Source organism: Candidatus Thiosymbion oneisti, assembly GCF_004359955.1.
Classification (GTDB): domain Bacteria; phylum Pseudomonadota; class Gammaproteobacteria; order Chromatiales; family Chromatiaceae; genus Thiosymbion; species Thiosymbion oneisti.
Genome location: NZ_SMSC01000002.1, coordinates 178,662 through 204,232, shown reverse-complemented (window position 1 = coordinate 204,232; position 25,571 = coordinate 178,662). Strand labels below are relative to the sequence as shown.

Sequence of the window (25,571 nt, the reverse complement as noted above, 5' to 3'; positions counted from 1 at the left end):
TATCTCTTGAATTGGGCAAATGCTGGCCGGCTTTCGGTAGCTTCATCGATAACAAGTACCGTTCCGTGCCCCGAATTCGGGGCATTGTCCTCCCAGGTACTCTTGAGATCCCCAGGTGGGGAACCCAAAGCGATCCGATAATCATCTGATTCAACGACATCCGAGATGGATAACACAGCACAACATATTTCAGATGAAGCGGTCTTGCTTATAAGAGTGATACGGCTTCCCAGCGCAAGCCCGGCAGACTTCAGGCCTAATCCGAATTTACCAAGAGATCCTCCCGGATATTCGCGGTCACTGCCAAGCGTAAATGCATTGACCAGCTGCTCCTTCTCCATTCCGGAGCCATCATCCGCAATGATGTATCGACCTACCGTATCGGCCTGGCCTTCTTCATGTATATCCTCGACAAGCACGACTCGGATCATCCGAGCATCGGCATCGATTGAGTTATCCATGAGGTCACAAAGAGCGACTTCAGGATCATAACCAATACTTGCGACCGCATTTATCAGCCTTCCAGCTTGTGCGGGTACGGAGACCTTTTCCATATTACTTACCCCATTATTAAGGATCGTTCGCCACGCGCGAAAGCAGGTTTCACGTTCTTTCTCATTGCCTTGAGATGCTCCGCTATAGGGAGCAGATCAGGCATGCCTGCTCTTCCGGGTCATCATCTTCGCAGTCCTGGCGCAGGATTTCCTGCCACGTTCGATTCCGAGCATGTCTGTCAAAATCCTTTGCGTCGAATTGTTCCGCTCGCGCGACGAGCTCATCGAGAGTCAACCCCCGGACCCAGGTGTAGCCGTCTTTTTGGTTTTCGTAACCTTTTGCGGCCTCGAAGAGTTCCGGGTGCTCCCGTTTCAGACCCAGCCACTCTTGCCGCTGCTGAAAAAAGCAGAAGTAGCATCCGGATCGCTTGCGCCATCGGTAGTACTCGGGCACGCCTACCGACTCTTCCAGGATGTGGAAAACATCGTCCCGGACGATGCCATCCTGGATGAACGGGAATGCGGGCTTGATATTCTTTTTGGTGCTGATGTAACCCTCGCGGTTCTCATCCGCACGAATTCCGATATAGGAAATCGCTTCGTCTTCTTTGATGAACCGTTCGAACGGCTTGATCTTCATCTCTCGTGTGCACCAACGTTGGCGTGGAGAGGGGAGATAGCCGCCGAAGAGTTTCAGGTGATGATCGAAATCCCGGCCACTGTCAAGGCGCTCAACCTTTTTCCCCAGGTAATCCTCAAGCCGATTGATGAAACTGTAGACCTCAGGTAGCTCGGCGCCCGTGTCGCAGAAAAAGTACTCCATTTCCGGCACCCGCCCCTGCTCCCTGAGATAGATGGCCAGGGCCGCGCTGTCCTTGCCGCCGGAGAGGCCAAGGACATGCCGAACCGGTTTTACTGTGTCAGCCATGACCACCTCCGAGGGTGTAATTCGATATCCTCATCGCATGTAATCCCGGAAATCGTTCAGGTGCTCGTCGTCCTCGGACAACACCTTGAGAATGCCTTTCGCGCTTCCGGGACGACGCCTTTTATCAAGCGGTTCCGTAGACTCCGGGAGAAGAATCACCAGTCGGGCCAATCTGCCGTAAGCATAGTGAAATTCTTCCGGCAGCCGAACCTGGCCCTCTTCGTCGATTCGGGTTTCGAATTCGATGGCCTGCATCTCAATGGTTCCTATTGCGTTCCGAGTAATGTATTAGCAGTATGAAAAAACGATGGGTCTAGATAACTTTAGCATCTTCAAATGTATGCTAAGGTTATGTTATGAAAGGAAAAAACAAGTATTTCAGGCGTTCACACATTTCGGAAGCTAAATTCAGGGCGATTATACGTTATTTCGTGCACGATTTACCGGCCTCGAAAATCGCCGATCTGAGTGATATAAGCCGCCCGACGATAAACAAGATACTTTTAAAGCTACGAATCAGGATGGCCCAGGTTTGTGAAGATTCATCGCCCTTGTCCGGCGAAATTGAAGTCGATGAATCTTATTTCGGCGCGCGACGTGTTCGCGGCAAAAGAGGTCGCGGAGCATCCGGTAAAACGATTGTTTTTGGGTTACTGGAACGCCAGGGGAAAGTCTACACGGAAATCGTCCCTGATGCCTCCAAGAAGCAGCTACAGGCTGCGATCCGGGGCAAGGCATCCCTGGACAGCATCATCCACTCGGACGGTTGGAGAGGCTATAACGGGCTCGTCGACGTGGGGTACGAAAAGCATCTTCGCGTCCATCACGGTAAGAACGAATTTGCCCGCGGGAATTGCCATATCAATGGCATTGAATCATTCTGGTCGTATGCCAAACGAAGGCTTGCTAAGTTCAATGGTGTTCCCAAAGAAACGTTCTATTTTCACCTCAAAGAATGTGAATTCAGATTTAATCACCGAGAGGAAAACCTCTATGATAGAATACTAACTCTACTGAGAGAAAATCAACTCTAAAGTTATCTAGACCCAAACGATTACCCCGTGGTGAGCTTTAGCCGTGTATCTTCGCCTTCTTCGCGATTTGGGTGTTCAACCGCACGCTTGTTGCCTAAACATTCGTCGACTAGCTCCGCGAGCAGTGCAAGTTTGAGCTCCCTATCGTGAAGCCCCGAGAGCCCTTGCTCGACGGCGGTTTTGGCGCTATTGAATGCCGCCCGTGTCTCGCCATCGATGTACACTACTTCGTCGTGCTCCGATACCCCTTTGCGCACCGCACGCAGGAGAACCACGTCGAAATCCGTATCCTGCCTCTGCCGCTGTCCATCGTAATGTACACGCAGTTTCTCGAGATCATGAATCCGGCGGGTGAACTCTACAAGTCGGTATTCCGCCGCCTCTGCTTCGCTGTCGGTCCATTTGCGGGATGGCTTTTGGCCGAGGAACAGCAGGAGGTTGGAGAACCATTCCTCGTCATCGCCCGTGGTCTTGATAATGCGGCGGATGAAGGCGCGCAGACCGTCGATGTCGATGGTGTAGCTGTCGAGCCCTTCGAGCCGACCCCGCAGCACAGCACGCAGATCGGCCAGGTTTGAAGCGCGATCCAAGTTGAACGCTTGGGCAGTCAGTTTTTGGAAGTGGGCGAGCAGGTCAGGGTAGGCATTCTTCAGCTCCCGCAGGGCCTCCCTGAGCCGTTCCGAGAAGGTCCTGAGTTGCTGTTCGTCCGGCTGCGAGGTTTGGATGCTGGAGAGTCCACAGGCAACAGGGAGTTGCTCGAACAACAAGACCTGGGGGGACTTGGCGAGTGTGAAGGCGCTGCGTACCTTCTGGGCAGTGGGCGAGACTCGCTTGGTGGTGGTCGAGAACTCGGGCAGATCACCCATAAACTTGGCGAGGGGGCGGGCTATAGCCAAAACACTGGTTTCGCGGTCCGAGTCTCCGAACAGGAGCTTTGCGTATTCCTTGTAGAGTGAAGCCCGTAACCCCTCGATACGGAAGCTTTGAATGGCAAAGTCTTCCGGTCGACGCACGAGGCGTTCAAGCTGGTCCGTGGTCAAATAGGGCACATAGCGGCCTTCTTCGAAGAAGGCGATCTGGTCTTCACCGGATAGGTAAGCCGCAATAGAGAGGATCGGCAATACCCCTCGCTTGAGGCCGAAAGGTGGGGCCTCTAAAACCTCGTCCAAAGCCGTAAAGGGTTGCGGGGCGTCCTGGGCGTCGGCAACGAACTGCTCGATGCGACGCCAGACCGGCTCCAGGTTGAACCTGTCATCAACCGTGGGCGGGCCGAATTGCCAACTGCCGTCAACCAAACGGTGAATACCGGACGCTTGCAGCAGGGCCATGTAGATGGCCCGCTCCGGTGGATACCTGTCGATTCCCAGCCCCGGCTCCGACCGTTTGTCGAGCATGGCCGCGAGGAGCTTGTTGCGGGCCGCGGCGGCCTGAGAGGAGAGCTTATCCCGGTTGATTAGCTCGTTCTGGATGATAGGGCTGGCGTGATATAGGCGGTCGAGCACGTGCGAAAGGGCGGATTGCAGCTCGCGCCTGGTGCTGACCCCTAGCGCTTCGCCCTTCCAGTACCAAGTCCTCGTATCTGGGTTTTCGGCGATACCTCGGAGCAGGTCTTGCTCGTTGCCGAGGGCGATGGCGTAGCGGTCTTTGAACTCCCGCTGGGCAACGGGATCGGTGTTGAGCGCCTGGGCCTCTCGTCGCACGGCCTCCAGCGCCATTACTTCGACTATCACTTGACGCAGCCGATCCGCATCCGGGCACTCGACGACCATATCGGTCTCGCTGAAGTATCCGAGCGCCTCAGTAGAGAGGCGGTCTCGGTCGGCTTGGTTGTAGACGAGAAAGAAGATGACGCGCGGGTCTTCCCCCTGTTCCGGCAAGCGACGAAAGGAGGCGGCGTCCGCGAAGCTGGGCACGAAGCAGCGCAGGGCGCCGGTTCGGATCGCGTGCCGCCGGGCGACGATGGGCTCTAGGGCTTGGCGCTTGTTCAGGGCCTCGGCGAGATTGAAGCGCCCGCTGCGCTCGACCTGCTCGTCCACCGCGGCATCGAGATCAAAATCGCTTCCTTCCCACACCCGGTATTCGCCGCTGAATCTGCGGTACTGCAACACGGATTTTGCTTGGAGACTGCGAGCAGTGGCAGCCGCGGTCCCCGGCGGGTCGGCACAAAGCTCCACGACCTCCCGCGACGCCTTGAATCCACCTTGGGCGCCGATGATGTTCAGGAGCCCGATGGACTTGAGGAGCAGGACCTCACGCGCCGGGGCATCGCCGAGTCGCTCGACCACAGTGACCACCTCCATCCAACGGCGGCGGGTGTAGTGATCCACAACGGCGGCGGATTGGTTGAGGATGAAATACTCGTAGATCTCCCAGGGCAGAATCCACTCGCCCACGCTGGACAAGCGTTGCAGGCTGTCGGCAAATCCGTGGGGTTCGCGGCTGCCGAGATAGCTGAAGAGGGTGCGTTCGTTTTGGGCCACCTTTTGGCACAGGGTTGGTAGCAAGAGGGTGCTCAGGGGATGGAGGGGATAGCAACGCTCGAAGAGCGCAGCGGCGGTTTCCTCGTCCAGGGCCTTGGGCAAGGCATCTGCCTTGACGAGCTGGGCCATGCTCTGCGCTGTCTGTTTCGAGACCTTGGCCCGTTCGGCGTCGTTCAAGTCATGGGAAAAGGCAGCAGCAACGATACGCAGAGTCTGCTCTGCGGTCTCGATGAAAGGCACCGTCTCGAAGCGGCCCTGAACTTTGGCCCATTCGTTGCGCAGGGTCTCGCTCAGCCCGCAGGCGTATCGGTCCATCGCTTGGTGCAGCAGCACAACCAAGGTGAGCGTGGCGGCATGTGCAGCATTGGCCCGCTCAGCCAATGCTTGAAGCAGAAAGATGTCATTGGCTCCGTAGTGCCGTACCTCGTACTCCAGGAATTTACCCAGTTCGTCGATCACGATCAGGAGGCCATTGGCACCGCTTTGGGCAAGGGCCTCTTGCAGGGAAACGACGGCCGCCAGCAGGTCGCTCGTCGGCACGCGCTCTCGATCGGCAAGGCGCTGAAGTTGCCCGATGACCTGAGGCCGGCGTCCTGACCGATTGGCCCAATAGTCGGCAGCGCCTTTGGCAAGCGCCTGAGCGAGTCTCCGGCCCATCGGTTCCGGGCTGCCGGTCAGTACAACCACACAGTATCCCTTGGTATCGGCTTGCAGTGCGCGGTAACGGTCGGCCAGCGTGGTTTCGGTGCGTTGCAGGACGTCCATTGCCGCCTCGGCGCGCTCCGTTTCGGGCCCGGAGAGGAGGCAGGTAAGGAAAGCGGCGAAAGAAGATTTGCCGGTCCCATAAGGCCCAATGAGGGACCAGGCGCAGGGCGTGGCATCCGCGGTCAGGGTAGCAGCCACCCGGCCGAGCGTTTGGATGGCGCGTGTGGTCGGGATGTAACCCCGCACCACTTCCGGAGACTGAAAGTCACGCTCTAGATTAACCGAACGGGTGTAGTGCGCGTTGACCGCGATTTTGTCGGCGAGACTCATGCCGCGGTGTCCTGAATCATCTCCGAATAATGGTAATCGAGCAGCTCGGTCGGCACTGCTTTTCGTAAGAGATAAAGTTGGTGGATCCCCGCGGACTCGCGCAGGGAAAAGAGATCAGGGAGCTCCCTCGCCAACTCCTCAATCTTGCCGAGCAACCCGGCCTCGGTCAGGCGGAATAGGCCCCCGATCGCGGGGTATCCCACGCGCCCATACATGAGTTCTTCGATGGGGATCTGTTGCTCGTTCAATGCTGACAATAACTCAACTATAGCAAAGCCGAGAATGCCCGGCGGCAGACCCTTGCGCACGGCGGGACGTGACTCGAAGGTCTTGGGCCCCGACAGGTTCGAGACCAGTCCCAGGACCGCCAGGGGGGAATCCAACGCCTCCTCGGCGGGAACTTTGCCTCCAGCCGCAGAGCGGACATACATACGCAATAACACGGCCGTGTCCGACTTGAGGGTTGAGCCTGCGTATCGGCCTTTGACTTCCTCCCGCGCGAAATCCTGAAGGGCCGCGACCAGCTCCGTCGCCGTGAACTCGGGCTTGTGAAAACGGTTGAAGAACCACCACCAGGATGTGGCGAGTTCAGGGTTTGATGCGATCAGCCAGTGGACCAGCCAGATGGTTGCTTCGTCTTCGAGGTAGGGATCGCAGCCGTTGTCGTCGAAGATGTAGGCCCCCGTATCGGTCAGCTTCCAGCCGTCATCCGCCTTGACGATCAGGCGGGCCGCTTGGAGCCAGTAGCGGATCGATGTGACCATGTTCTTGCCGACGCCGAGCCTGACCGTCGCGTCTTCGGCCTCGAAGACCGGATCACCACTCATTAGAGCCTGTGTCCCCTTAGTGAGCCAGCCATAGCGCAGGGCGAAGGTCTCATGGCGTCCGAAGACCGCCTTTTCGCCCGTGAATCTCATCCGTATCCCCTATCGTCTTCGTCGCCGTCGGCCACCATGAGTCGCAGGGATAGCTGCCTTCCGTCCCGTAGATACTCGTCGACCCGTTCCAGAAACCACTGCTTTAAGCTCGATCCGTCTCTGTCCAAGGCAGCGTAAAGCGCTTGTTTCTGTTCCGGGTCGATCTCGATAACGATCCGACCGCTTCTACCTACGGGCACGACGTATTCTTGGTTGGGCCTCAATATTATGTAACATAGATTATGTTATGTGACACATCAAGCCTTCAAATATGGCTACATGGAATGCACGGCATTACCTCAGATTCGGCGATGAGCGCACGCGGCCGGCGGTGGACCTTGTTGCCCGTATCGATGTGGAAGCACCGCAGGAGATTGTCGACCTTGGATGCGGCCCCGGCAACAGCACCCAGGTATTACGTGCACGCTGGCCAGGTGCGATTGTTCGCGGTATAGACAATTCGCCGGAGATGATCGACGCCGCCCGCGCGGCCTACCCGGCGCAGGACTGGATATGCGCCGACCTTTCCGACTGGGTCCCGGACCGACCTGTCGATCTTGTTTTCTCCAACGCGGCCCTGCAGTGGCTTGGTGACCATCGAAGGCTACTACCGCGACTCTTCTCGGCGGTCGCCGCTGGCGGCGCCTTCGGCTTTCAGATTCCGAGCAACGGCGACGTGGGGATCCGTAAGCTCATACAGGAGATAGCCGAGGATCCGATGTGGCGCGATCGGATGACTGTTGCCCGCTCAGCGCTGACGATGGAAGAGCCGTCGGTCTACTACGATCTCCTCGCCGGACAGGCTACCGCCGTCGATATCTGGGTGACCGAGTATTTTCACCGGCTGGACAGCTCCGACGCCATCGTCGACTGGATGGCAGGCACCGGGCTGCGCCCTTTTCTCGAGGCATTGGATGACGCTAATGAACGGCAACGGTTTGTGCGGCTGCTGCGCGCCCAGGTCGCCGCTCACTATCGGCCCCACCCCGACGGCAAGATCCTCTTTCCCTTTCGCCGTACCTTTGTGATTGCGTACCCTTTGTCTTGGGGACGGGCGGTCACGTGCGGTCAAGGTGCTGGTACGCCTCCAACGTCTGGAGCCGGGTATCATCGACCGCCCCCCCGACGGTGAAGTGGTAGAGCGACTGCAGCGCTTGACCTTCCAGGCCGAGCACGGAGTGCAGAACATCATCAAAGAAACAGCCGATGCCCGTAGCTCGCACGCCCGCTGCCTCGGCTTCCAAATAGAGCAGCTGGCCGATCAGGCCCGTCTCCCAGAACAGGCGACGATAGAACCATGGACCCGGTGAAATCAGCCGAGGCTCGAACTCGGCCAGCATCGCGACGGCGAAGGCACCCGCCTCAGCGATGTCCTGGTGGCAACAGATCGCGTTGGCTGCCTCGCGATAGTCACCCGCCTGCAAGCGATACAGGCCCAACCCCTCGGGGGCACCGGGCGGTTTGCTGAACTCGAATTCGCTTGACAGCAGCCTGCGCAGCAGATCCTCGGCGCCCGGCCGGCGAATGAGTAGATAGAGCCCCGGCGTCAGCTCGTCGACACGATGCACGAACAGCGTCAGATGGATGCAGGCCGGCCAGGGCCAACCCCGCCAGACCGGGTGGCTCGCCGAGGGCAGCGTGCGCGCCAGCATGACATAGAAGTCGGCGGCCCGAAGGCGCGTCCGCCCGTCCATGTCCAGGGCGCTGCGACGCTGTCGGATGAGTCGCCCGGCCAACGCCTGACGCTGGGCCCTTTGCAGGTCGAGCCACGCCGAGTCCCGCTCGGGTGCCTCTGCAGCATGGCTGGGGATGACGCCGGAGGGTTCGTGGGCGGCGGCCGGGTTGTAACCCGTGGGTGAGGGTTTAGCGCCGGCGTGGGTGACTTCGTCGATGATCGGCCACGGGTGGTGCTCTCGGCTGAGCAGGTTAGGCTCACCCAGCAAGGGTGCGGCGCCGATCTGCTCGATCGCTTCTCGCCAGACCAGAGTTTGGGGCGCCGTTGCCTTGGACAAGCCAGCGTCCGCCGGCTCGGGCGCCACAATCGCGAGCAGCGCGTCCGGATGCTCCGCTTCGACACCTGTCTGCCGGTCGAGCCCCAGCAAAGCGACCAGGTCCGCGTCGCCGACGGACTCGATCAGGGACACCTGCCAACCGAGTCTGGCCGCCGAGAGGCTCAAGGCCCCGATCGCATGACCCACATCATGCTGGCAGTAGCGATAAGCCCGCTCGCCGTATTTCCAGGATTCGCGCCAATGGATGCTGCTGAGCGCCACCAAGCCGACGGCGCCGAAGGCATGGCATAGGGTCCGGAAGCTGGCCGGTTCGATCCATCGGCGCACCTCCAAACCGTGCTCGAACGGCGCGTAATGCATCACCGCCGGCCGATCGGTCAGACCCTCGATCGGTCCGCTGATCAGGTAACCCTCTGTCGGATGCAGGTTGCCGCTGGAGGGATTGACCCGTAGGGACCAGCGACTACCTTTGATCGCCTTCCAGGCGCTCAGCGCCAGGCCGTAATAGAAAAACGCGCTGACCTGGTCGGCTCGGATCAGACCGCCGGCGCCCGCTTTCGGTGGTGCCTGGTCCGGGGCTGGGGCTGGCGCCCGGCGCCTGGCCGTGGCCTGCTCCGCCCATGATCCATCGAATAGCGCGTCATAGGTCGGACCAAGGTCATCGACGGGGCGCACGAGGCGTAACAGCGGGGCGCCCTCGAAGCGACGGAACGGGTCGGGCTGATTGGCCCAATCCATGAATCCCAGCGCGCGCGCGTAATGGCCGATGTGATGCTTCGTCCGCTGGTGGTACCGGAGGACGATGTCAAGGCGATCGGCACTGGCTGGGGTATCGTTCATGGGATCGGAGCCTTTCTAAGGAGTCGGCGATATCTGTTCGGTGGAAATCTACCAAAGCTGGCGGATACCGTAGGCGGACAGGGCGTTGTCAGCGCTCAGTAGCGGCAGGTCTTCCTCCAACGCCTGGGCGACCAGCAGACGATCGAAGGGGTCGCGATGGTGAAAGGGCAACTCGGCGACACGTACCGCATGGGCCAGCGTGATCGGAAAGGGCGTAAGCGCATTGTTGCGGATGCGGTTGTCGATGAAGGTGCGCGGGGGCTCTGCCAGCTCCAGCTTGCCTAGGCTGTGCTTGACCGCGATCTCGAAACCGACGACGGCGCTGAACAGCAGCTCATTGTCAATATCCAAAAAGGTTTTGCGCGCGTTGGCTGAGAGCCGTGGATCGTCGGTAACCAGCCACAGCAGGCTGTGGGTATCGAGCAGCACCCTCACCTAAAGTGCTCCCTCAGGTCATCGGGCAGGTCGTCGAAATCGGGGGCGATACGCACCATGCCCTTGGCCTCTCCGAGCCGGCGTTGGACCTTCGGCGGCGCAACCGGCACCAGCCGCACGATCGGCTTGTTGGCGCGAGCGATTACAATCTCCTCTCCAGCCTCGGCACGAGCAATCAGGGACGAGAGCCGGGCCTTGGCCTCGTGAATGTTGACGGTGGCTTGCATGGAGCTGCCTCGCTTGCGGCTGCGACTCAGTTGGTCCCATTAGTTGGTCCCACTATAGTCGCCTATCGCAGGGTTGGCAATGCAATCTTTGTCAGTGGGCTTAGGACAAGCACGACGCTTTGGCGTCAGGGACACCGCGCTTGCGGGTAACAGAATGCCTATCCAGGTCGCTCGTGCCGCGGCGTACGGCCGGTCAGCACGATCCAAGATCACATAGAACGCCGATGTGTCGATGAAGATCACTGGCCGAATGTCAACACGACCTGAAACACAGCGATTGATCCATCCCGGGTAGCCGTTGACAATAGGGTACCTTAAAAGATTCAAGTACCCGCGCGGGGTGAGGATGCCCTGCCCGGTTCAATTCGGAAAGCCGCGCGGATAGTAAAGCGGAGTCGAAAGTACATTCCCGGTTTCGGCTGTTGAAAGATTCCATGGCAGGAATTTTTTCAAGGCCCCCAATAGACGGAAATTCGGACGTTATCCGCGTCTGCCATTGGGAGATAGCGATGCTCAATAAGCTCACGGACCTCTATTACCGCCTTACCCTCGACCGACCGCTGTCGGTCCTGTTCTGGGTCGCATTGTTCATGGCCGTGGCGGCCTACTGTGCCCAGGGCTTCAAGCTGGACGCGTCCGCCGACTCCCTGATCCTGGAGAACGACGAGGATCTGCGCTACTACCGTGGGGTACTCGCCCGTTACGGCTCCGACGAGTTCCTGGTGGTAGCCTACAGCCCCCGCGCAGACCTGATGTCCGATCAGGTGCTCGCGGACATCGGCGAGCTGCGCGATGAGCTGGCCGCGCTGGAGCAGGTCGAGTCCGTGACCACCCTGCTCGACGTGCCCCTCATGGACAGCCCCCGCGTCACCCTCAGTGAGATCCGCAAGGAACAGCGCACCCTCGAGACCCCAGGCACGGACCGCGAGCTGGCGCGCCAGGAGCTTACCACCAGCCCCTTATACCGCAATCTGGTCGTGAGCCCGGACGGGCGCACCACCGCCATGCGGGTAAGCCTGCACCGTGACGAGCAATACCGGCGCCTGCTCGAAAGGCGCGAGGCCCTGCGCCTGGAGCAATCCCAACGCGCCCTCAGTCCCGAGGAGAGCGCCGAGCTGCAGGCCGTATCCGAAGACTTCAAGGCCCACGCCGCCCGGCTTCAGGACCAGCGGCAGGCGGACATCGCGTCCGTGCGCGCCGTCCTGGACCGCCACCGGGACATGGCGGAGATCTATCTGGGCGGTATCCCCATGATCGCCTCCGACATGATCGACTATGTGCGCAACGACATCCGGGTGTTCGGCGTCGGCGTGGCCCTGTTCCTGATCGGCCTGCTGGGGGTGGCCTTCAAGCGCCTGCGCTGGATCCTGATCCCGCTGTTGATCTGCGCCGCCGCCGCCGTTGGCATGATGGGCTTTCTGGGCTTGATGGACTGGCGGGTGACGGTGGTCTCCTCGAACTTCATCTCCCTGATGCTGATCACGGCCCTGGCCCTGACCGTGCACATGGTGGTGCGCTATCTGGAGCTACAGACGCTGAATCCCCAGAGCGGGCAACGCGTCCTGGTCAAGGAGACCATCCGCTCCAAGTTCCTGCCGTCGCTCTACACGGCGCTGACCACTCAGGTCGCCTTCGCCTCCCTGATCATCAGCGGTATCCGCCCGGTCATCGACTTCGGCTGGATGATGGTGGTGGGTGTGGGTCTGGCATTCGTCCTGTGCTTCCTGCTCTTTCCCACGAGCGCCGTCCAGCTCACCCCGGGTAAACCGGTCTTCCGTCACCACGACGTGACTGCTGCCATCACCCGCTCCCTGGCCCGCCTCATAAAAGGCTTCCGGACCCCGACCCTATGGGTCTATGCCCTGCTCGTGGCCTTGAGCGTCGCCGGCCTGTTGCGGCTTACGGTGGAGAACCGCTTTATCGATTACTTCAAGGACAGCACCGAGATCTATCGGGGTATGCTCCTCATCGACCGCCAGCTGGGAGGGACCACGCCCCTGGACGTGATTGTCGGACCGGACCGGACCTTCCTAGAGATGATCGCCGAGGAGGAAATCGCCAAAGAGAAACCCACAGACTCGGATGAATTCGAAGCAGACCCCCTGTACCAGGACGAGCTATCCGAGGACGAGAGCACCGGGATCAGCGGGGACAGCTACTGGTTCAACATGTTCCAGCTTCCGGTCGCGGACCAGATACATGCCTACCTGGAGGGGTTGCCCGAAACCGGCAAGGTGCTCTCGATCTCCACCACCATGGCCCTGGCCACCCTCATCAACAACGGGCCTTTGGATAACCTGAGCCTTGCGGTCCTGTACCAGCGGCTCCCGGAGAACATCCGCAATACCCTGTTCACGCCCTACATGTCCGCCGACGGCAATCAGCTGCGTTTCTCCGTGCGGGTCATCGACTCCGACCCCGACCTGCAGCGGGACGAGCTGATAAAACGCATCCGCAAAGATCTGGTCGACAAGCTGGGCCTGGAAGCGACGCAAGTACGCCTCTCGGGCATGCTGGTGCTCTACAACAATGTGCTCCAGAGCCTATTCCGCTCCCAGATCCTCACCCTGGTCGTCGTCTTCCTGGCCATCGGCGCCATGCTGCTGATCCTGTTCCGGAACTGGATGCTGGCCGCCATCGGCAGCGTGCCCACCATGGTAGCGGCGACCGTCATCCTCGGCACCATGGGTTGGCTCGGCATCCCGCTGGACATCATGACCATCACCATCGCCGCCATCTCGATCGGCATCGGCGTGGACAACACCATCCACTACACCCACCGGGTACGCGAAGAATTCGCACGCGACGGCGACTACTGGGCCGCCGTCGAACGCAGCCACGGCAGCGTCGGCAGGGCCATCTACTACACCTCCATCACCGTCACCCTGGGCTTCTCCATCCTGGTCCTGTCGAACTTCATCCCCACCATCTATTTCGGCCTGCTCACCGGTCTGGCCATGCTGATCGCACTGATCGCCAACCTGACCCTGTTGCCATTACTCATCGTTCGATTCAAACCGCTGGGGCCTGAGAACTCGTAGGGCGGGTAAGACCAGGGATGGTCGCAACCCGCCGGAAGGCTTTTGGCGGGATGCGCTGCGCTTTCCCGCCCTACGCGGGCTGCATTTTCCTGCGCCTAAGTGCATGAAAATGAAGATGCTTGGTGCCCACACTATGCGGGCGCCGGGTTGAAGAAACCCAGGGAGGGAATTTTTTAGGGCCCCTATTTTAATCTTTTATTCCTATACTTGATTTACAACTGCAGTTGAGCAGGAGGAAATTTCACTTCCATCTGAGACGAAACATGTGAAGAGCCGTACGCAGGCCTCCATGGGCGCATGGGGGTTGCGGTCCTTTCTATCCGAGTAATCGTTCAGACCCCACCTCGTCATTCCGGTAAGCGTTGCCGGAATCGAGTACCCCATTTCGCCTTATTTTGCGTTCTCAGCGAGGCGAGAAGCGGTCAGATGCGAGGCGCGCGAGCGCAGGAATAGCCGGTCCTCTTTCAAGCTCGCGCAACAACGCAGCTGGTCGCTTCTCGCTGCGCCCGAAGGGAGCCCCCCAAACACGCCAAGGCGGCGTTTTCAACACTGAAGGCTCATATGGATAGAAAAATGTTACAGAAACCAAGGAAAGTCTTTGTAATCAGCGTTAGTGCCTATTTCGGCCTGGCGCTCTGTTATGTTTTTTCGGTCATTGCCACCGTACCTTACCCGGAGTCCATAAGGGCTTTAATAAATCAACCCAATCACAGCCTATTCGCTTTGATTGTTCTTCCATGGGCTGCAGGCTTGTTTGCAATTTCCATAAAACCGGAGATATTCAGTAAAAAATATATATTCGGGCACACCATTCTGTTGATAATCCTGTCGATTATTCTGTTGCTTATCAATGCCGATGCCCAGGAAAAGGGACCGCCGCACCTCCCCTTCCAACTGCAGCACCCGAACCGCAATGCCTTGCAGAAATCGGTACAGTGTGCCGAAACACAGCGCAGAAATGTTTTAGACGATAAGATAAAACCCGAAGCGGCCATATCCGGATATAAAAAGTGTGTGGCGGCGAACTTAGGGATTACTGAAAGCGACGTACAGAGATTCAATGGAACTGCCGATTTTCTGGCCAGAGGATCCGTGGTAGCCTATGTGGATTATATCTATACTGCATCCGCCGCAATGTTCGGCACCCTCTATTTTTGGTATTTATTCTTTCTAAGATTTTCAAGACAGTCCATAACTCCCCAAATGAAAGATCAATTGCTTTTAGTGTACATGTTCCTTTTAGTCTGGGTACCGACCAGGATCTATTCGATTTGGCATGAGAGCTTTTTTTCCATTCCGGATGTGGGGCATAGTCTACCGGTAGTGGGTTTTGCCGGTGCATCGTCATTAGTTCTGTTGTTACTGATATTCAGACCAGGCCCGATCATGATCGTGGTTTCGGTAACGCAGGCTGTCTTATCATCTGCGGTGGGAATTATAGGAATAATCAATCCCAGTTACTTTCGATTATTGGGTACAATATTCAACGACATGAATATATATAGCTTCCTTGCCATAGAGCTTGCTGCTTTGTTGACCCTAATGGCAATAGTATCGCAATATTTTGATTTTTTTAATGATAACGAAAATCAAAATTCATTGTAATCATGATGGTCATCGCTCGGATCAAGCAAGCCAATCCGGAATCCGGTATCGATGAGGATGTTATCACTCAATGCCATCTTCCTCTTCTGAACCTCCCCCGGCGTATCCTGCCCACAGGGCACGTTGTCTCGTTCCCACGCGCCGCGTGGGAACGCGAAAGCTCCGCGCCGCGGAGGGCTCCATGCGTGAGAATCCGTGGGTAAAAGCCGTATTTTCCTATACTCAATATCATTGAGCACTACTTTTTTTGCGTGCTTTGCGTCTTTGCGGTTCAAACGCTTCCCGCAGCCTCATCGGTGCCGGGTGAGTCGAGTCGGTGGGCACAGCCCACCCTACCGGTCCCGGCAGGATCCCCAGGGGAAAATCAGCCGCAAATCGACGCAAATGGACCCGGAACCGTCGATAGATGGCGGACCGATCCTGCTCGGAAGGTGCGCCTAACCCGACCTACCACTGAACTTTTTTGCCGCAAATGAACGCGAATCAACGCAAATCGGTCGCAGTCGGTTTGCCCTCGTCAAGGCTGCTCGGCCCGCCAACGGGCCAATTGGTCGTGGTGATTTTTCAAGTCTTGTAGGTCGGGTCAGGCGCGCCTTTCGATGGTGGGGGATGCAAATACCTTCGAACGCGCCCTAGCCCGACATTCGATGGTGCGCACCGGCTTGCTCCGTAGAAGATGCGGATCCAATCGAAGCCAATGCCACTAAGTGAACTGTTGACCGCTTGCCGTGGTGGGTCGGAATACGCAAGAGAAAACGACGAAGCGCGTAGAGCGGGACAGGCCATGGACGGCCGCATCCCGCCTGTGATCGGGTGCGTCGCCCATGCCGATGTCCCGAACGTGCTTTGCTGTATGCCCGTATTCCCTAAACACAGCCAGAGTCGAGTGCGGCATATTGGCATCCAGCAGAAACTTCATGCCGCGCCCGGTAGTGGGTGAAAAGATTCCTCCTCGACCAGGGCGCCGGCGAATGCGAGTGCAGCCCGAATGTCCTCTTGCAATAAGCCATATTCTCGCTGGACTTCTTCGAAGCTCATACCCCCTGCCAGGCTTCCGACGACGATGGCGACCGGCACTCGGGTACCTGCAATGACGGGTTTGCCATGACAGATAGTCGGGTCGATCAGGATTCGATCATCCCATTCCATGTTGCAGACCTCTTTGGCATAAGTGTTGGGTCCCGGATAACTCAATACCATTAAGTTAGGCGTTACCGGTCGGCAAAGTAAGCGAAAAAACGACGCATCACGCGAATCCTCACGAATGGATTCGCGCGCTTCGTCGTTTTCTCTTGCGTATTCCGACCCACCACGACAAGCGGCCAACAGCTAACTTAATGGCATTGCCGGATAACTTACCATCGGTAAAGAACCTTGTTATCTTTCAGACCTTTACCGTCAGGACAACCGAATGATAAATCTTTCAAAGCCAATTCTCCACGCCCCCCGAGTCTCCGCGGTTCAAATAAACAGGGGACCTCTGCGTCCTTTGCGCCCTTGCGGTTCCGTAGCCCATAATGATCCCCGACCATGAGCTGGATCGAGCTTGCGGCCTATCTGGGCACCGGTGTCTTTGCCGGGTTGATAGCCGGCCTGCTGGGGGTCGGGGGCGGTATCGTCGTGGTACCTGCGCTGGTCTGGATCTTCTCCGGGGCGGGATTTGCCGCGGAGTGGAGCTTTCACCTCGCCGTGGGGACCTCGCTTGCGACCCTCATCGGGACCGGCAGCGCATCGGCCTATTCACACCACAGGCGCGGTGCCGTGCGCTGGGATCTGGTCCGCATCCTGGCGCCATGGTTAGTCATCGGCGCTTGGATCGGCTCGGCCATGGCCGGATTACTGGACGCGACCTGGCTGCGGCGCATTTTCGGGCTCTTTCAGCTCTATGTGGGCCTGGACATGCTGTTCAAACGTGCCCAAGTTGGGGCCCGTAAGTTGCCGAGCAGGCCGGTGCTGGGTCTGGTCGCTACTGGAATCGGCTCCCTCTCGGCACTGTTAGGCATCGCCGGCGGGACCCTTATGGTGCCCTTCCTGACCCGCTCGGGCCTGGATATCCGCCGGGCGGTCGCGACCGCCGCCGCATGCGGGCCATCCATCGCCCTGGCCGGGGTCCTGGGGTTCATGGTGGTGGGTTGGGGACATGCGGGGCTGCCCCCCGGCAGCACGGGCTTCGTCTACTGGCCGGCGGTGGCCGGCATCCTGCTCGCCAGTATGCCGTCCGCCCCTATCGGGGCGCGCCTTGCCCATACCCTCCCGTTACCGGTGCTCAAGCGGATCTTTGCCGTGCTGGTACTGATAGTGGCGGCAAAGCTGCTCTGGGGATGACGGAACCCGGTACGGGGGAACCCAGTGAACCGCATCCGGCCTCCAGCTACCAGTCGCCGGCCTCCAGCCACTGGCAGCTGGCGACTGGTAGCTGGCGACTAAAGTTGCTTGCGCGCACACTGGGCACAGGTCCCCAACAGCTCGATGACCGGGCGTCTGGTCTCGAAACCGATCGCCATCGCAGCGGAGCGCAGGCTTTGCATAACGGCCTGGTTCTCCAGCTCCGCCACGTCGCCGCAAGCGGCGCAGATCAGGAACTGGCCGACATGGGGATGATCCGGATGGGTACAACCGACAAAGGCATGCAGGCTCTCCAGCTTGTGCGCCAGGCCCTGCTCGAGCAGAAAGTCCAACGCCCGATAGACGGTCGGCGGGGCCGGGTTGCGGATGCCGGCCCGCATCCGATCCAGGAGCTCGTAGGCGCTCAAGGGCGTGTCGGACGCCCACAGGAGCTCCAACACGGTGCGCCGCTGCGTGGTCAGCTTGGCCCCGCGTTCGGCGCAGCGCTGCTCGGCGCGGCGCAGGACCTCGGCGAATCTCTGCTTATCCAACCGCCTTGCCCCCGGTCGCGGCGGTGACGACGGACGCCCGCGCCCGACGGCGTGCGCGGGACTGGGTGAATAGCGCGGAGACGATGTATAGGGCGCCCGCCAGCAAGATGATCACGGGGCCGACCGGCAGATCGGGCCCGTAGGATAGGGCCAGTCCCAAGGTGCTCACCACACCGCCGAGCAGCGTGGCGAGCAGCATCATGGCACCCAGGGAATGGACATAGTGGCCGGCGACGGCGGCGGGCAGGGTCAGGAGCGCCAGGACCAGGATCAGGCCCACCACCCGGATCAGGAGCACCACGGTGAGGGCGACCAACACCAACAGCAGCAGATAGAAGAAGGTCACCGGGATGCCGCGCAGCCGGGCGAGCTCCTCGTCGAAGACGACGGCGAGAAACTGGCGGTGGTAGGCGCCGACGATACTCAGCAGCAGGGCGTCCAGGGCGACCATGAACCATAGGCTCGCCTGCGGTACCAACAGGATATTGCCGAACAGATAGCTCATGAGGTCGGTCTGATAGCCCGGCGTCTTGGCGATGAACAAGATGCCTACCGCCATTCCGATCGCCCACAGGGCGCCGATCAAGGTGTCCTCCTGCGCCTTCCATCGGAGCCGCACCCAACCCATCAGCAGGGCCGCAGCAACGGCAGCCACCAGGGCCCCGCTCAAGGGATCGGATCCGAAGTACAGGGCTGCCCCCATACCGCCCAGGACGGAGTGCGCGATGCCGCCGGCGAGAAACGCGATGCGCTTCACCACCACATAGGTCCCCATGACGCCGCAGCCGATGCTGGCCAGCAGCCCGGCAATCAAGGCCGATTGCAGGAACTCGTGCTCCGCCAGGGCAGCGAAGAATGCCGTCATGCGTCAATGCCGGTGCGCCACCATGCGCACCTGCTCCCCGTACAGGTCTTGGATGACCTGACCGTCGATGACGTCCGTGCGATGACAGACCAAGGTTCGATTGACGCACGCGACCTGCGTGACATAGCTGCAGATGAAGCCCACGTCGTGGGAAACGACCAGGATCGTCATACGCGCGTTCAATTGCTTCAGCAAGTCGAAGATGTCGCTCTCCAGGCGCAGATCGATGCTCGCCGTCGGCTCATCGAGAAGCATGACCGTCGGCTCGGAGACCAAGGCCCGCGCCAGCAGCACCCGTTGCAGTTGCCCGCCGGACAGGCTGCCGATCCGGCGCCCGGCCAGGTCCACCGCCGCGACCTCTTCCAAGGCCCGCCGGGCGGCCTGCCGCTCGGCCTTGCCCAGGGCGCCCGGTGCCAAGGCGCCCAACCAGCCGGGCCGCGAACGGCGACCCAGGCACCCCAGCAGCACCGCCTGCTCCACGGTAATCGGAAAATCCCTGGGGAAGCCGGGGTACTGGGGGACATAGCCGAGCCGTCGCGTCGCCGCGCGCGGGCGCTCTCCCAGGACGACAATCTCACCGGACTGGGGCTCGAGCAGCCCCAGAATGAGCTTGAGCAGCGTGCTCTTGCCGCCGGCATTCGGGCCGATAATGCCGAGAAACTCGCCCTCTACCACCCGCAGGCTCACGGCTTCCAGCACCGGCGCCGCACCGTAAGAGAAGCTCAGGTCCCGGAGTTCGATGACGGATCGCGGCGACCTCATCTTGCGGCGGCCCCCACGATCTGTCGGGCGACCCGGCGCAGATTGGCGGCATAATCGGCAGCCAGCGGATCGATGGCTACCACCCGCCCGCCGATGGCGCGGGCGACCTGCTCGGCGGATTTTCGGGAGAACTGGGGCTGGACGAAGACGACCTTCACCTGCTCGCGCCTGGCCTGCTCGATCAGGGCCGTCAGGGCCCGGGGTCCCGGCTCCTTGCCCTCACGCTCGATCGGTATCTGGACCAGGCCGTAGGTAGCGGCGAAGTAGCTCCAGGCCGGGTGGAAGACCATGAACTTGCGATTACGCAGCGGCTCCAGCAGGGTCCGGAGCTCCCGGTCCAGGGCCTCGAGCTCAGCGACGTAGGCAGCGTGGTTGCGGGCGAAATCCGCCGCGTGTGCCGGGTCCAGCTCGGCGAGCCTGGCGCGGATCACCCCGGCCAGGTGCTTGACCAGCGGTGGGCTGGTCCACACATGGGGGTCGGATGCATGGTGATGCGCATGATCCGCTGCCTGGCCGTGGCGGTCCTGGTGCCGATCATGACCTGACGGGCCCTGCGCATCGCCATCGCCGTCGTGCCCCTGGGCCTCCAGCTCACGCCGGTCGATGCCGCTACGGACATCGAGTATCTGCATGGCGGGATTGGCGGAACGGATGCGCTCCATCCAGGCATCCTCGAACGGCACCCCGGCCCGCACATACAGCACGGCCTTTGCCAGCGCACTGATCTGTTGCGGCGTCGGATCATAGGTGTGGGGGTTGTAACCCGGTCGCACCATCGCACGCGCATCCACGTGCTCGCCGCCGACCCTTTCGACACAGGTCCGGATCGGCACCACACTGGCAAAGACGCGCAGAGGCTCGGCCCGGCCGACGGCTGGGCCGACGGCGGAAACTAGCAACAGAAGCAGCAAGGTATAACGCATCGGCTGGATTCCGGTTCTCGCAGACTGGTAGGCACCGGCCGTGTCAACCTGGCTGGGGTCGCACCCACCGGCGGCAGCGGTCGCGAAAGAATATAACATAACAATATCATGCGAAGGCCCTTTATGGATTCCGGACTGCTTTGGAGTGCGCCGGCAAAGCGGCGCGACCGCATCGAACCTCAGCGACGGGGGATACCCGCGGCGCTTGCCAAGAACCTGGGCAGCGGGTTCCACGCGCGCCGCGGCGACGGCGCTTTCCCCTGGCCGCAAGGCCTTTGCCGGGGATAGAGGCGTCGCCAAATCCAAAGCGGCGGCGGGTTTGCAGCGTACATGCCAGCACCCCCGGTTACACCAGGTACCGTGGGTTTCTACCAATGCCGGGATAAAGTCGCCGCCGCACTCCAAAGTTTCCGCTGGACCGCTCCGGCTCGCCGCCTGCCGGTGCGTCCCTGCACCCAGACAGGTGCTCACCACACGCGACAGTCGTGCCGGGGATGGAGGATAGCCCGTAGGGCGGGTCAGGCGCGTGCGCAGGCGCTGCGATTGCCGCGGCGGTGGGCGCGCCGTCACCCGCCGGATGGCGGCCTGTAGGTCGGGTCAGACCAGGGCGACAGATGTGGCTGGCATACGGCGGATGGCGCAAGCTTATCCGCCCTACGCGGGCTTAATCGACGCTGGAGCGTCAGATCCCTCCTCCGTCGGGACCAGGTCTGCCCCCACGCCGGAGCCTGGGGAGCCAGCCGACAAGTTCCTGGAGAGTTCGCTGTACGGATTTTCCAAATGTCAACACGCCCTGGAATGGCCCCTCGACATGGCCTCATCCCGGTTGCCGGCTACCGACGACCCGTCGTAGAGCACCCGTCCCAGTCGGATCGCCGCGCCTGTTGCCCGGTCGCTGTATTTGGTGGGCAGCTCATCCGGCAGCTTCGAAATCAAACTCCGGTGGACACCGAGTGCCTCCGCCAACTCCTTCATACCCCCGAAAATCCGAATTGCCTCCATCTTGGTCATATTTGCTACCCCTCTCGCATTATGAATATACTCATCAGAGATTGAACGCTCGATTTTTCGTTCCAGCGATCACTCGGTGAGTAGAAAATCACAGCTGTCCGGGTGACGGATCCGCGCGCGCAAGGCCCGGAACCATCACCTGCCGACCTCACCACCCGGAGGAAGCCGGTCATTAACAGCATGGAGGGATTGGTTCTCCTTGAACAGGCGTCGAATACGCTTGTTATTTTCTCCAGGATTCGAGACCGTGCCCTTACAATAGAGACGGTGAAAATACGGAGGCTTACTATGGTAGCCGGACGGAATAATGGTGGTAACGCACCGATCGCCGAGAAAATCAGGCTGGTCATCGCCGAAGATCAGGCGTTGCTCGCCGAGGTACTTCCCGGTCTTCTGCACACGGCCTCATGCGGTGGGATCGAAGTGGTTCATATCTGCCTCACCCGCTCCCAGCTGTTCAGGACGCTGAGAAAGACGACCCCGGACGTGCTGCTGTGTGACGTCTGGATGCCCAATAACAGCGGGGATCCGCCCCTGCCGTGTGATGCATCGTCGCTGGAGGCGATCAAACGGCAAAGCCCGCATACGGCGATCCTGCTGTTGAGCGGCAACGCGGATATGACATTAGTGAAGCAACTCCTGGACGCGGGGGCCGATGGTTTCCTCGACAAGAACGCATTGCTGGAACAGCTCTGTCAGGCCATCGAACGGGTCAAACGGGGCGACAAGTACATCACGCCTCCGTTCTGGACCGAGATCAGCCTACTGAACGCCAGTTCGAACGAGTCTATCCGCACCCAGTTGCTCACAGGGCGCAGAGGAGATGTGCTGAGGCTGTTGTTGGAAGGATTTTCCCCCAATAAGATCGCCGATATGCTGCCGATCGGGAAGAAACATGTGGATAAGAAGATCGCGGAGGTCAAGTCCATACTCGGCGTCGAGACCCACATTCAGATCCTGCGCGCCTGCATCAGACTCGGAATAATCAAGCTATAGCAGACGCCGGAAGTGGCTCAGTTCGCGAAAAAACGGAAATTGCGAAAAAACGCAATGGCTCTTTATGGATTCCGGACTGCTTTGGAGTGCGCCGGCAAAGCGGCGCGCCCGCATCGAACCTCAGCCACGGGGGATACCAGCGGCGTTGGCCGGGAATCCGGGCCCTTCGGTTCCACCCGCGCCGCGGCGACGGCGCTTTCCCCTGGCCGCATCACCTTTGTTGGGGACGGATGCGTGGTCCAATCCAAAGCGGCGGCAGGATCGTGCCACTTGACCGACCCCCGGCTTATGCTTAGGGCTGTAGGTTCCGGTAAGCATCGGGGTAAGGTTGCCGCCGCACTCCAAAACGTCCGCTGGAACCCTGCTATGATCGTTAGCAGTCCGGAATCCATAAAGAGCCAACGCAAGGACGCCAAGAAAGAACAAAGAAACTTTGCGTCTTGGCGCCATTGCGTCCTGGCGTTAAATGGGCCGGAAAGTGAGCGGCCAAGCATAAAATTTTCAAACTGAGCCACTGCCCAGACGCCGGACCACATCCAGCGTCGTCTGCAACCGATCGGCGAACGCCTCGATCGCCTCCGTCGGCGCTATCCCTTCACCCTCGAGCCTATCCTCCAGCGCTTTCGTCTGCGCATGGAGTGCGTCGGCCCCGAGATAGAAATAGAGCCCAGCGACCTTGTGGACCCAGCCCTGCACCGCCCGATAATCACCCGCTGCCCGGGCCTCCCGGACCCGCTGGGGGATATCCTCATGATCCTGTAGCAGGGTGGGGAAGAACCTGGTTTCGAGTTGGTTGCGATCCACACCCAAGCGTTGGGCGCCCAGGTCGAGATCGAGCGCGGGTGGTTGTGCGTACCCTTTCATCGGCAGAGCCCCTGGTGATTTGCCCGTATCCGGGAGAGGAGCAGAGGAGAGCCATTCCCCTGCCTTCCGCAATAATAGCGCCGAGTCGATCGGTTTGACCAGATAGTCGTCCATCCCCGCTGCCTGGGCCGCGCGGATCTGCTCCGCGCCCGATTTCCCGCTCAATCCGATGATGGGTAAGCTCCGGGGCAAAGTCCGGTCGGCGCGCAGCCGGCGCGTCACCTCCAGGCCGTCCATCCCCGGCATCTGGATATCCATCAATACCAGATCATAGGAGCACCCCGCCAGCGCCGCAATGGCCGCCTTTCCCCCCGCCGCCTCCATAACCTCGATGCCGGCTTTCTCCAGCGTCTCTTTGACGAACAGCCGGTTGAACGCCGCATCATCCACCACCAACACCCTTTTGCCCGCATAGGCCACGACCGGAGCCGGCGCCCCGCGCCGCAGATAGTCGCCCACTGCCACCAGCAGCTCCGGTGGGGTACAGGGCTTCGGCAGCAACCCCTGCATGCCCACCTTTTCGATCTTGCCCTGGGCAATATAGGGCGGCTCCGAGGTATAGGCCACAATCGGGGTGGTCCGGCCCTGGTGACCGCCGGCCCCGGCCCGGAGCCGTTCCGTCGCCTCATAACCGTTCAGCGCCGGCATATTAAGATCCATCAGGATCAGATCATAGTGCGCACCCCGCACCCGCTCGATGGCCTCATTGCCGTCGCCGGCCTCGTCCAGGACCACCGGCAAGGGTTGCAGAGCATTGCGGACGGTCAGGCGGTGGAGCGATGCATCGTCCACCACCAGAAGCCGCTTGCCCGCAAACAGCGGTCGGGCTTCATCCATGACCCGCCGCTCGTAGGCCGCGAGCTCGGCCTCCGCCACCGGCGGGAAGGTCAGGGTGAATTCGGTGAACTCCCCCAGGACCGAAACGCAGCCGATATCACCGCCGAAGGCGCGCATCACCCGCTTGCAGTAGGCCAGTCCCAGCCCGGTGCCGCCCTGTTTGCCCGCGGTATAGAAGCTGTCGAAGAGGTGGTCCAGGTTCTCCTTCGCAATCCCGGGGCCGGTGTCTTTGAAGCGCAGACGGTTGCAGGATTCACCCTGCTCCAGACGCAGAAAGATCCCACTCTGGGGATCCGTCTGCAGATAGTAGAGGGCGTTCTTCAACAGGTTGAACAGGACGAACAGATACAGGGTCTCGTCGCCCCGGAAGGTGAACTCCGCCCCCTCCTCCAAATGGACCCGATCCCGCTCGGCGGAGGAGTCATAGCCGTACTCGTCGAGCGCCTTGTGGGTGGTGCGGGCGGCCGAGAGATAGACGAAGCGGTCGGGATCGATCGGCTTATCATGGACCTGATCCAGAATCATATCGATCACCTGGATGCCGCGCTTCACGGCCTGCTGGCCCTGGGCGACCCCCTGATAGATGCGGTCGAGGGCCTGTTCGTCCAGGGCCTCAGCAGGCCGGTCAGGGTGATAGACAGGGAGCCGCTGTCCGATCCTATTCAGATTATGCCGCACCTGCCCCAGCGGATTGCGCATCTCGTGGGCGACACTGCCGGCCAGGGAGCGCAGGGCCTTAACTATGTTTCTCTCTTGGGCCGCTATTCCTCTTCTTTTTGTGAAGTTAAACACGACAGCGCAGATCATAACAATGGGGATCAGCGCGAAGGCGGCCATATCCGCGGTTTCCCAACTGATCGGCATGAAGGGATCCAGCCAATAGGCGCCATAGGCAAGCAGTACCCCGACAAACAGGTTTATGAATAATAGGAGTAAGTTGTCGATCAGCATCGCTAGAATAAATACCGCCATGACCTCCGTCATCATCCACATGGTCGAAAAACCATTCTGTAAGGTCAAATAGGTGCAGGTCAAGGTCAAGCCGTACATCAAAAAGAAATGCCAATAGGGATAGAGCCACCTTTGGAGCCGCTGCGGCCAGAAATCGGCAAGGATCACAGGAATACAGAACAAGCTGGAGGACAATCTAAGAAAGAGATTGTCATAGGGTTGGGGTATCAGATAGATCCAGACCAGATAATAGATCGGATGAGCCGAGAAAGCCAGCCAGGCGCTGATTTTTATACTGAGCTCGTCTCTTACCATGTAGTCAGTTATGGCAAGTTTCATATGATCACAACTCGATTCAATTGGGTTGAAACAATACCACTGATCTGACAGGGATTGCGGAACCGGGGAGCCATGACAATTGTGAAAAATTTCACATTC

24 protein-coding genes are annotated in these 25,571 nt (G+C 60.0%); 7 read left to right on the top strand and 17 right to left on the bottom strand.

The window, feature by feature from the left end; all coding sequences use genetic code 11:
• The 3 genes from E1958_RS01935 to E1958_RS01925 all read right to left on the bottom strand — a co-directional run.
• Positions 1-554 (bottom strand): ATP-binding protein (locus E1958_RS01935; protein ID WP_133510364.1); only part of this gene is annotated, 554 nt, incomplete at its 3' end.
• Between the two features lie 82 nt (positions 555-636).
• A complete protein-coding gene (locus E1958_RS01930) occupies positions 637-1,422 on the bottom strand; it encodes a phosphoadenosine phosphosulfate reductase family protein (protein WP_133510363.1) in 786 nt (261 codons plus the stop codon).
• A 30-nt stretch (positions 1,423-1,452) separates the two neighbouring features.
• Positions 1,453-1,677, bottom strand: coding sequence for an antitoxin of toxin-antitoxin stability system (locus E1958_RS01925; RefSeq protein ID WP_133510362.1), 225 nt, complete (start codon positions 1,675-1,677; stop codon positions 1,453-1,455).
• A 101-nt stretch (positions 1,678-1,778) separates the two neighbouring features.
• Between E1958_RS01925 and E1958_RS01920 the strand changes: the two genes are divergently transcribed.
• Positions 1,779-2,456, top strand: a complete 678-nt coding sequence (locus E1958_RS01920; protein ID WP_133510361.1) for an IS1595 family transposase — start codon at positions 1,779-1,781, stop codon at positions 2,454-2,456.
• 20 nt (positions 2,457-2,476) lie between these two features.
• Here the strand turns inward: E1958_RS01920 and E1958_RS01915 are convergent, their stop codons facing one another.
• The 3 genes from E1958_RS01915 to E1958_RS01905 are packed head-to-tail and all read right to left on the bottom strand — an operon-like array spanning position 2,477 to position 7,088.
• Positions 2,477-5,971, bottom strand: a complete 3,495-nt coding sequence (locus E1958_RS01915) for a hypothetical protein (protein WP_133510360.1) — start codon at positions 5,969-5,971, stop codon at positions 2,477-2,479.
• Positions 5,968-6,888 (bottom strand): DUF4007 family protein, encoded by a 921-nt coding sequence (locus E1958_RS01910; RefSeq protein WP_133510359.1) that lies wholly within the window; start codon positions 6,886-6,888, stop codon positions 5,968-5,970. Before E1958_RS01910 ends, E1958_RS01915 begins: the two co-directional genes overlap by 4 nt.
• Entirely contained in the window at positions 6,885-7,088 is a 204-nt protein-coding gene (locus E1958_RS01905; protein ID WP_133510358.1) for a hypothetical protein, read from the bottom strand. The genes E1958_RS01910 and E1958_RS01905 overlap by 4 nt, the downstream gene beginning before the upstream one ends.
• A 71-nt stretch (positions 7,089-7,159) precedes the next feature.
• Between E1958_RS01905 and E1958_RS01900 the strand changes: the two genes are divergently transcribed.
• Positions 7,160-8,020 (top strand): methyltransferase domain-containing protein, encoded by an 861-nt coding sequence (locus E1958_RS01900; RefSeq protein ID WP_133510357.1) that lies wholly within the window; start codon positions 7,160-7,162, stop codon positions 8,018-8,020.
• On the opposite strand, the gene E1958_RS01895 is transcribed toward E1958_RS01900, so the two are convergent.
• From E1958_RS01895 to E1958_RS01885, 3 genes are read right to left on the bottom strand one after another with little or no spacing between them, the layout of a single operon-like run.
• A complete protein-coding gene (locus tag E1958_RS01895) occupies positions 7,947-9,740 on the bottom strand; it encodes a SagB/ThcOx family dehydrogenase (protein ID WP_133510356.1) in 1,794 nt (597 codons plus the stop codon). The genes E1958_RS01900 and E1958_RS01895 overlap by 74 nt on opposite strands.
• A gap of 48 nt (positions 9,741-9,788) precedes the next feature.
• A complete protein-coding gene (locus E1958_RS01890) occupies positions 9,789-10,175 on the bottom strand; it encodes a type II toxin-antitoxin system VapC family toxin (RefSeq protein ID WP_133510355.1) in 387 nt (128 codons plus the stop codon).
• Positions 10,172-10,402, bottom strand: coding sequence for a type II toxin-antitoxin system Phd/YefM family antitoxin (locus E1958_RS01885; RefSeq protein ID WP_089729856.1), 231 nt, complete (start codon positions 10,400-10,402; stop codon positions 10,172-10,174). Before E1958_RS01885 ends, E1958_RS01890 begins: the two co-directional genes overlap by 4 nt.
• A 509-nt stretch (positions 10,403-10,911) precedes the next feature.
• Here E1958_RS01885 and E1958_RS01880 point away from each other — a divergent pair.
• Positions 10,912-13,443, top strand: a complete 2,532-nt coding sequence (locus E1958_RS01880) for an efflux RND transporter permease subunit (RefSeq protein ID WP_133510354.1) — start codon at positions 10,912-10,914, stop codon at positions 13,441-13,443.
• A gap of 573 nt (positions 13,444-14,016) precedes the next feature.
• Positions 14,017-15,048, top strand: a complete 1,032-nt coding sequence (locus E1958_RS01875; RefSeq protein ID WP_133510353.1) for a hypothetical protein — start codon at positions 14,017-14,019, stop codon at positions 15,046-15,048.
• Positions 15,049-15,751: 703 nt separating this feature from the next.
• Here E1958_RS01875 and E1958_RS21815 read toward each other — a convergent pair.
• Both E1958_RS21815 and E1958_RS01870 read right to left on the bottom strand, forming a co-directional pair.
• A complete protein-coding gene (locus E1958_RS21815) occupies positions 15,752-15,943 on the bottom strand; it encodes a hypothetical protein (protein WP_166664574.1) in 192 nt (63 codons plus the stop codon).
• Between the two features lie 20 nt (positions 15,944-15,963).
• Positions 15,964-16,197 carry a DUF433 domain-containing protein gene (locus E1958_RS01870; protein WP_133510352.1) on the bottom strand — a complete coding sequence of 78 codons (234 nt, stop codon included), beginning with the start codon at positions 16,195-16,197 and terminating at the stop codon, positions 15,964-15,966.
• 381 nt (positions 16,198-16,578) lie between these two features.
• On the opposite strand from E1958_RS01870, the gene E1958_RS01865 reads away from it, so the two are divergent.
• Positions 16,579-17,373 carry a sulfite exporter TauE/SafE family protein gene (locus E1958_RS01865; protein ID WP_133510351.1) on the top strand — a complete coding sequence of 265 codons (795 nt, stop codon included), beginning with the start codon at positions 16,579-16,581 and terminating at the stop codon, positions 17,371-17,373.
• Between the two features lie 98 nt (positions 17,374-17,471).
• Here E1958_RS01865 and E1958_RS01860 read toward each other — a convergent pair whose 3' ends face one another.
• Genes E1958_RS01860 through E1958_RS01845 form a run of 4 tightly spaced genes read right to left on the bottom strand, consistent with a single transcriptional unit; the run spans position 17,472 to position 20,474 of the window.
• Positions 17,472-17,924: a Fur family transcriptional regulator gene (locus E1958_RS01860; RefSeq protein WP_133510350.1), complete on the bottom strand. Its 453-nt coding sequence runs from the start codon at positions 17,922-17,924 to the stop codon at positions 17,472-17,474.
• Positions 17,917-18,789, bottom strand: coding sequence for a metal ABC transporter permease (locus E1958_RS01855; protein ID WP_133510349.1), 873 nt, complete (start codon positions 18,787-18,789; stop codon positions 17,917-17,919). The genes E1958_RS01860 and E1958_RS01855 overlap by 8 nt, the downstream gene beginning before the upstream one ends.
• Positions 18,790-18,792: 3 nt before the next feature.
• Positions 18,793-19,551, bottom strand: coding sequence for a metal ABC transporter ATP-binding protein (locus E1958_RS01850; protein ID WP_133510348.1), 759 nt, complete (start codon positions 19,549-19,551; stop codon positions 18,793-18,795).
• Positions 19,548-20,474, bottom strand: coding sequence for a metal ABC transporter solute-binding protein, Zn/Mn family (locus E1958_RS01845; protein WP_133510376.1), 927 nt, complete (start codon positions 20,472-20,474; stop codon positions 19,548-19,550). The genes E1958_RS01850 and E1958_RS01845 overlap by 4 nt, the downstream gene beginning before the upstream one ends.
• A gap of 123 nt (positions 20,475-20,597) precedes the next feature.
• Here E1958_RS01845 and E1958_RS20020 point away from each other — a divergent pair, with 123 nt between their 5' ends.
• A complete protein-coding gene (locus E1958_RS20020; protein ID WP_166664573.1) occupies positions 20,598-20,762 on the top strand; it encodes a hypothetical protein in 165 nt (54 codons plus the stop codon).
• A gap of 495 nt (positions 20,763-21,257) precedes the next feature.
• On the opposite strand, the gene E1958_RS01840 is transcribed toward E1958_RS20020, so the two are convergent.
• Positions 21,258-21,485, bottom strand: coding sequence for a helix-turn-helix domain-containing protein (locus tag E1958_RS01840; RefSeq protein ID WP_133510347.1), 228 nt, complete (start codon positions 21,483-21,485; stop codon positions 21,258-21,260).
• Between the two features lie 288 nt (positions 21,486-21,773).
• Here E1958_RS01840 and E1958_RS01835 point away from each other — a divergent pair, with 288 nt between their 5' ends.
• Entirely contained in the window at positions 21,774-22,481 is a 708-nt protein-coding gene (locus E1958_RS01835; protein ID WP_165741643.1) for a response regulator transcription factor, read from the top strand.
• A gap of 501 nt (positions 22,482-22,982) precedes the next feature.
• Here E1958_RS01835 and E1958_RS01830 read toward each other — a convergent pair.
• Positions 22,983-25,472: an ATP-binding response regulator gene (locus E1958_RS01830; RefSeq protein ID WP_133510345.1), complete on the bottom strand. Its 2,490-nt coding sequence runs from the start codon at positions 25,470-25,472 to the stop codon at positions 22,983-22,985.
• Between the last annotated feature and the right edge of the window lie 99 nt (positions 25,473-25,571).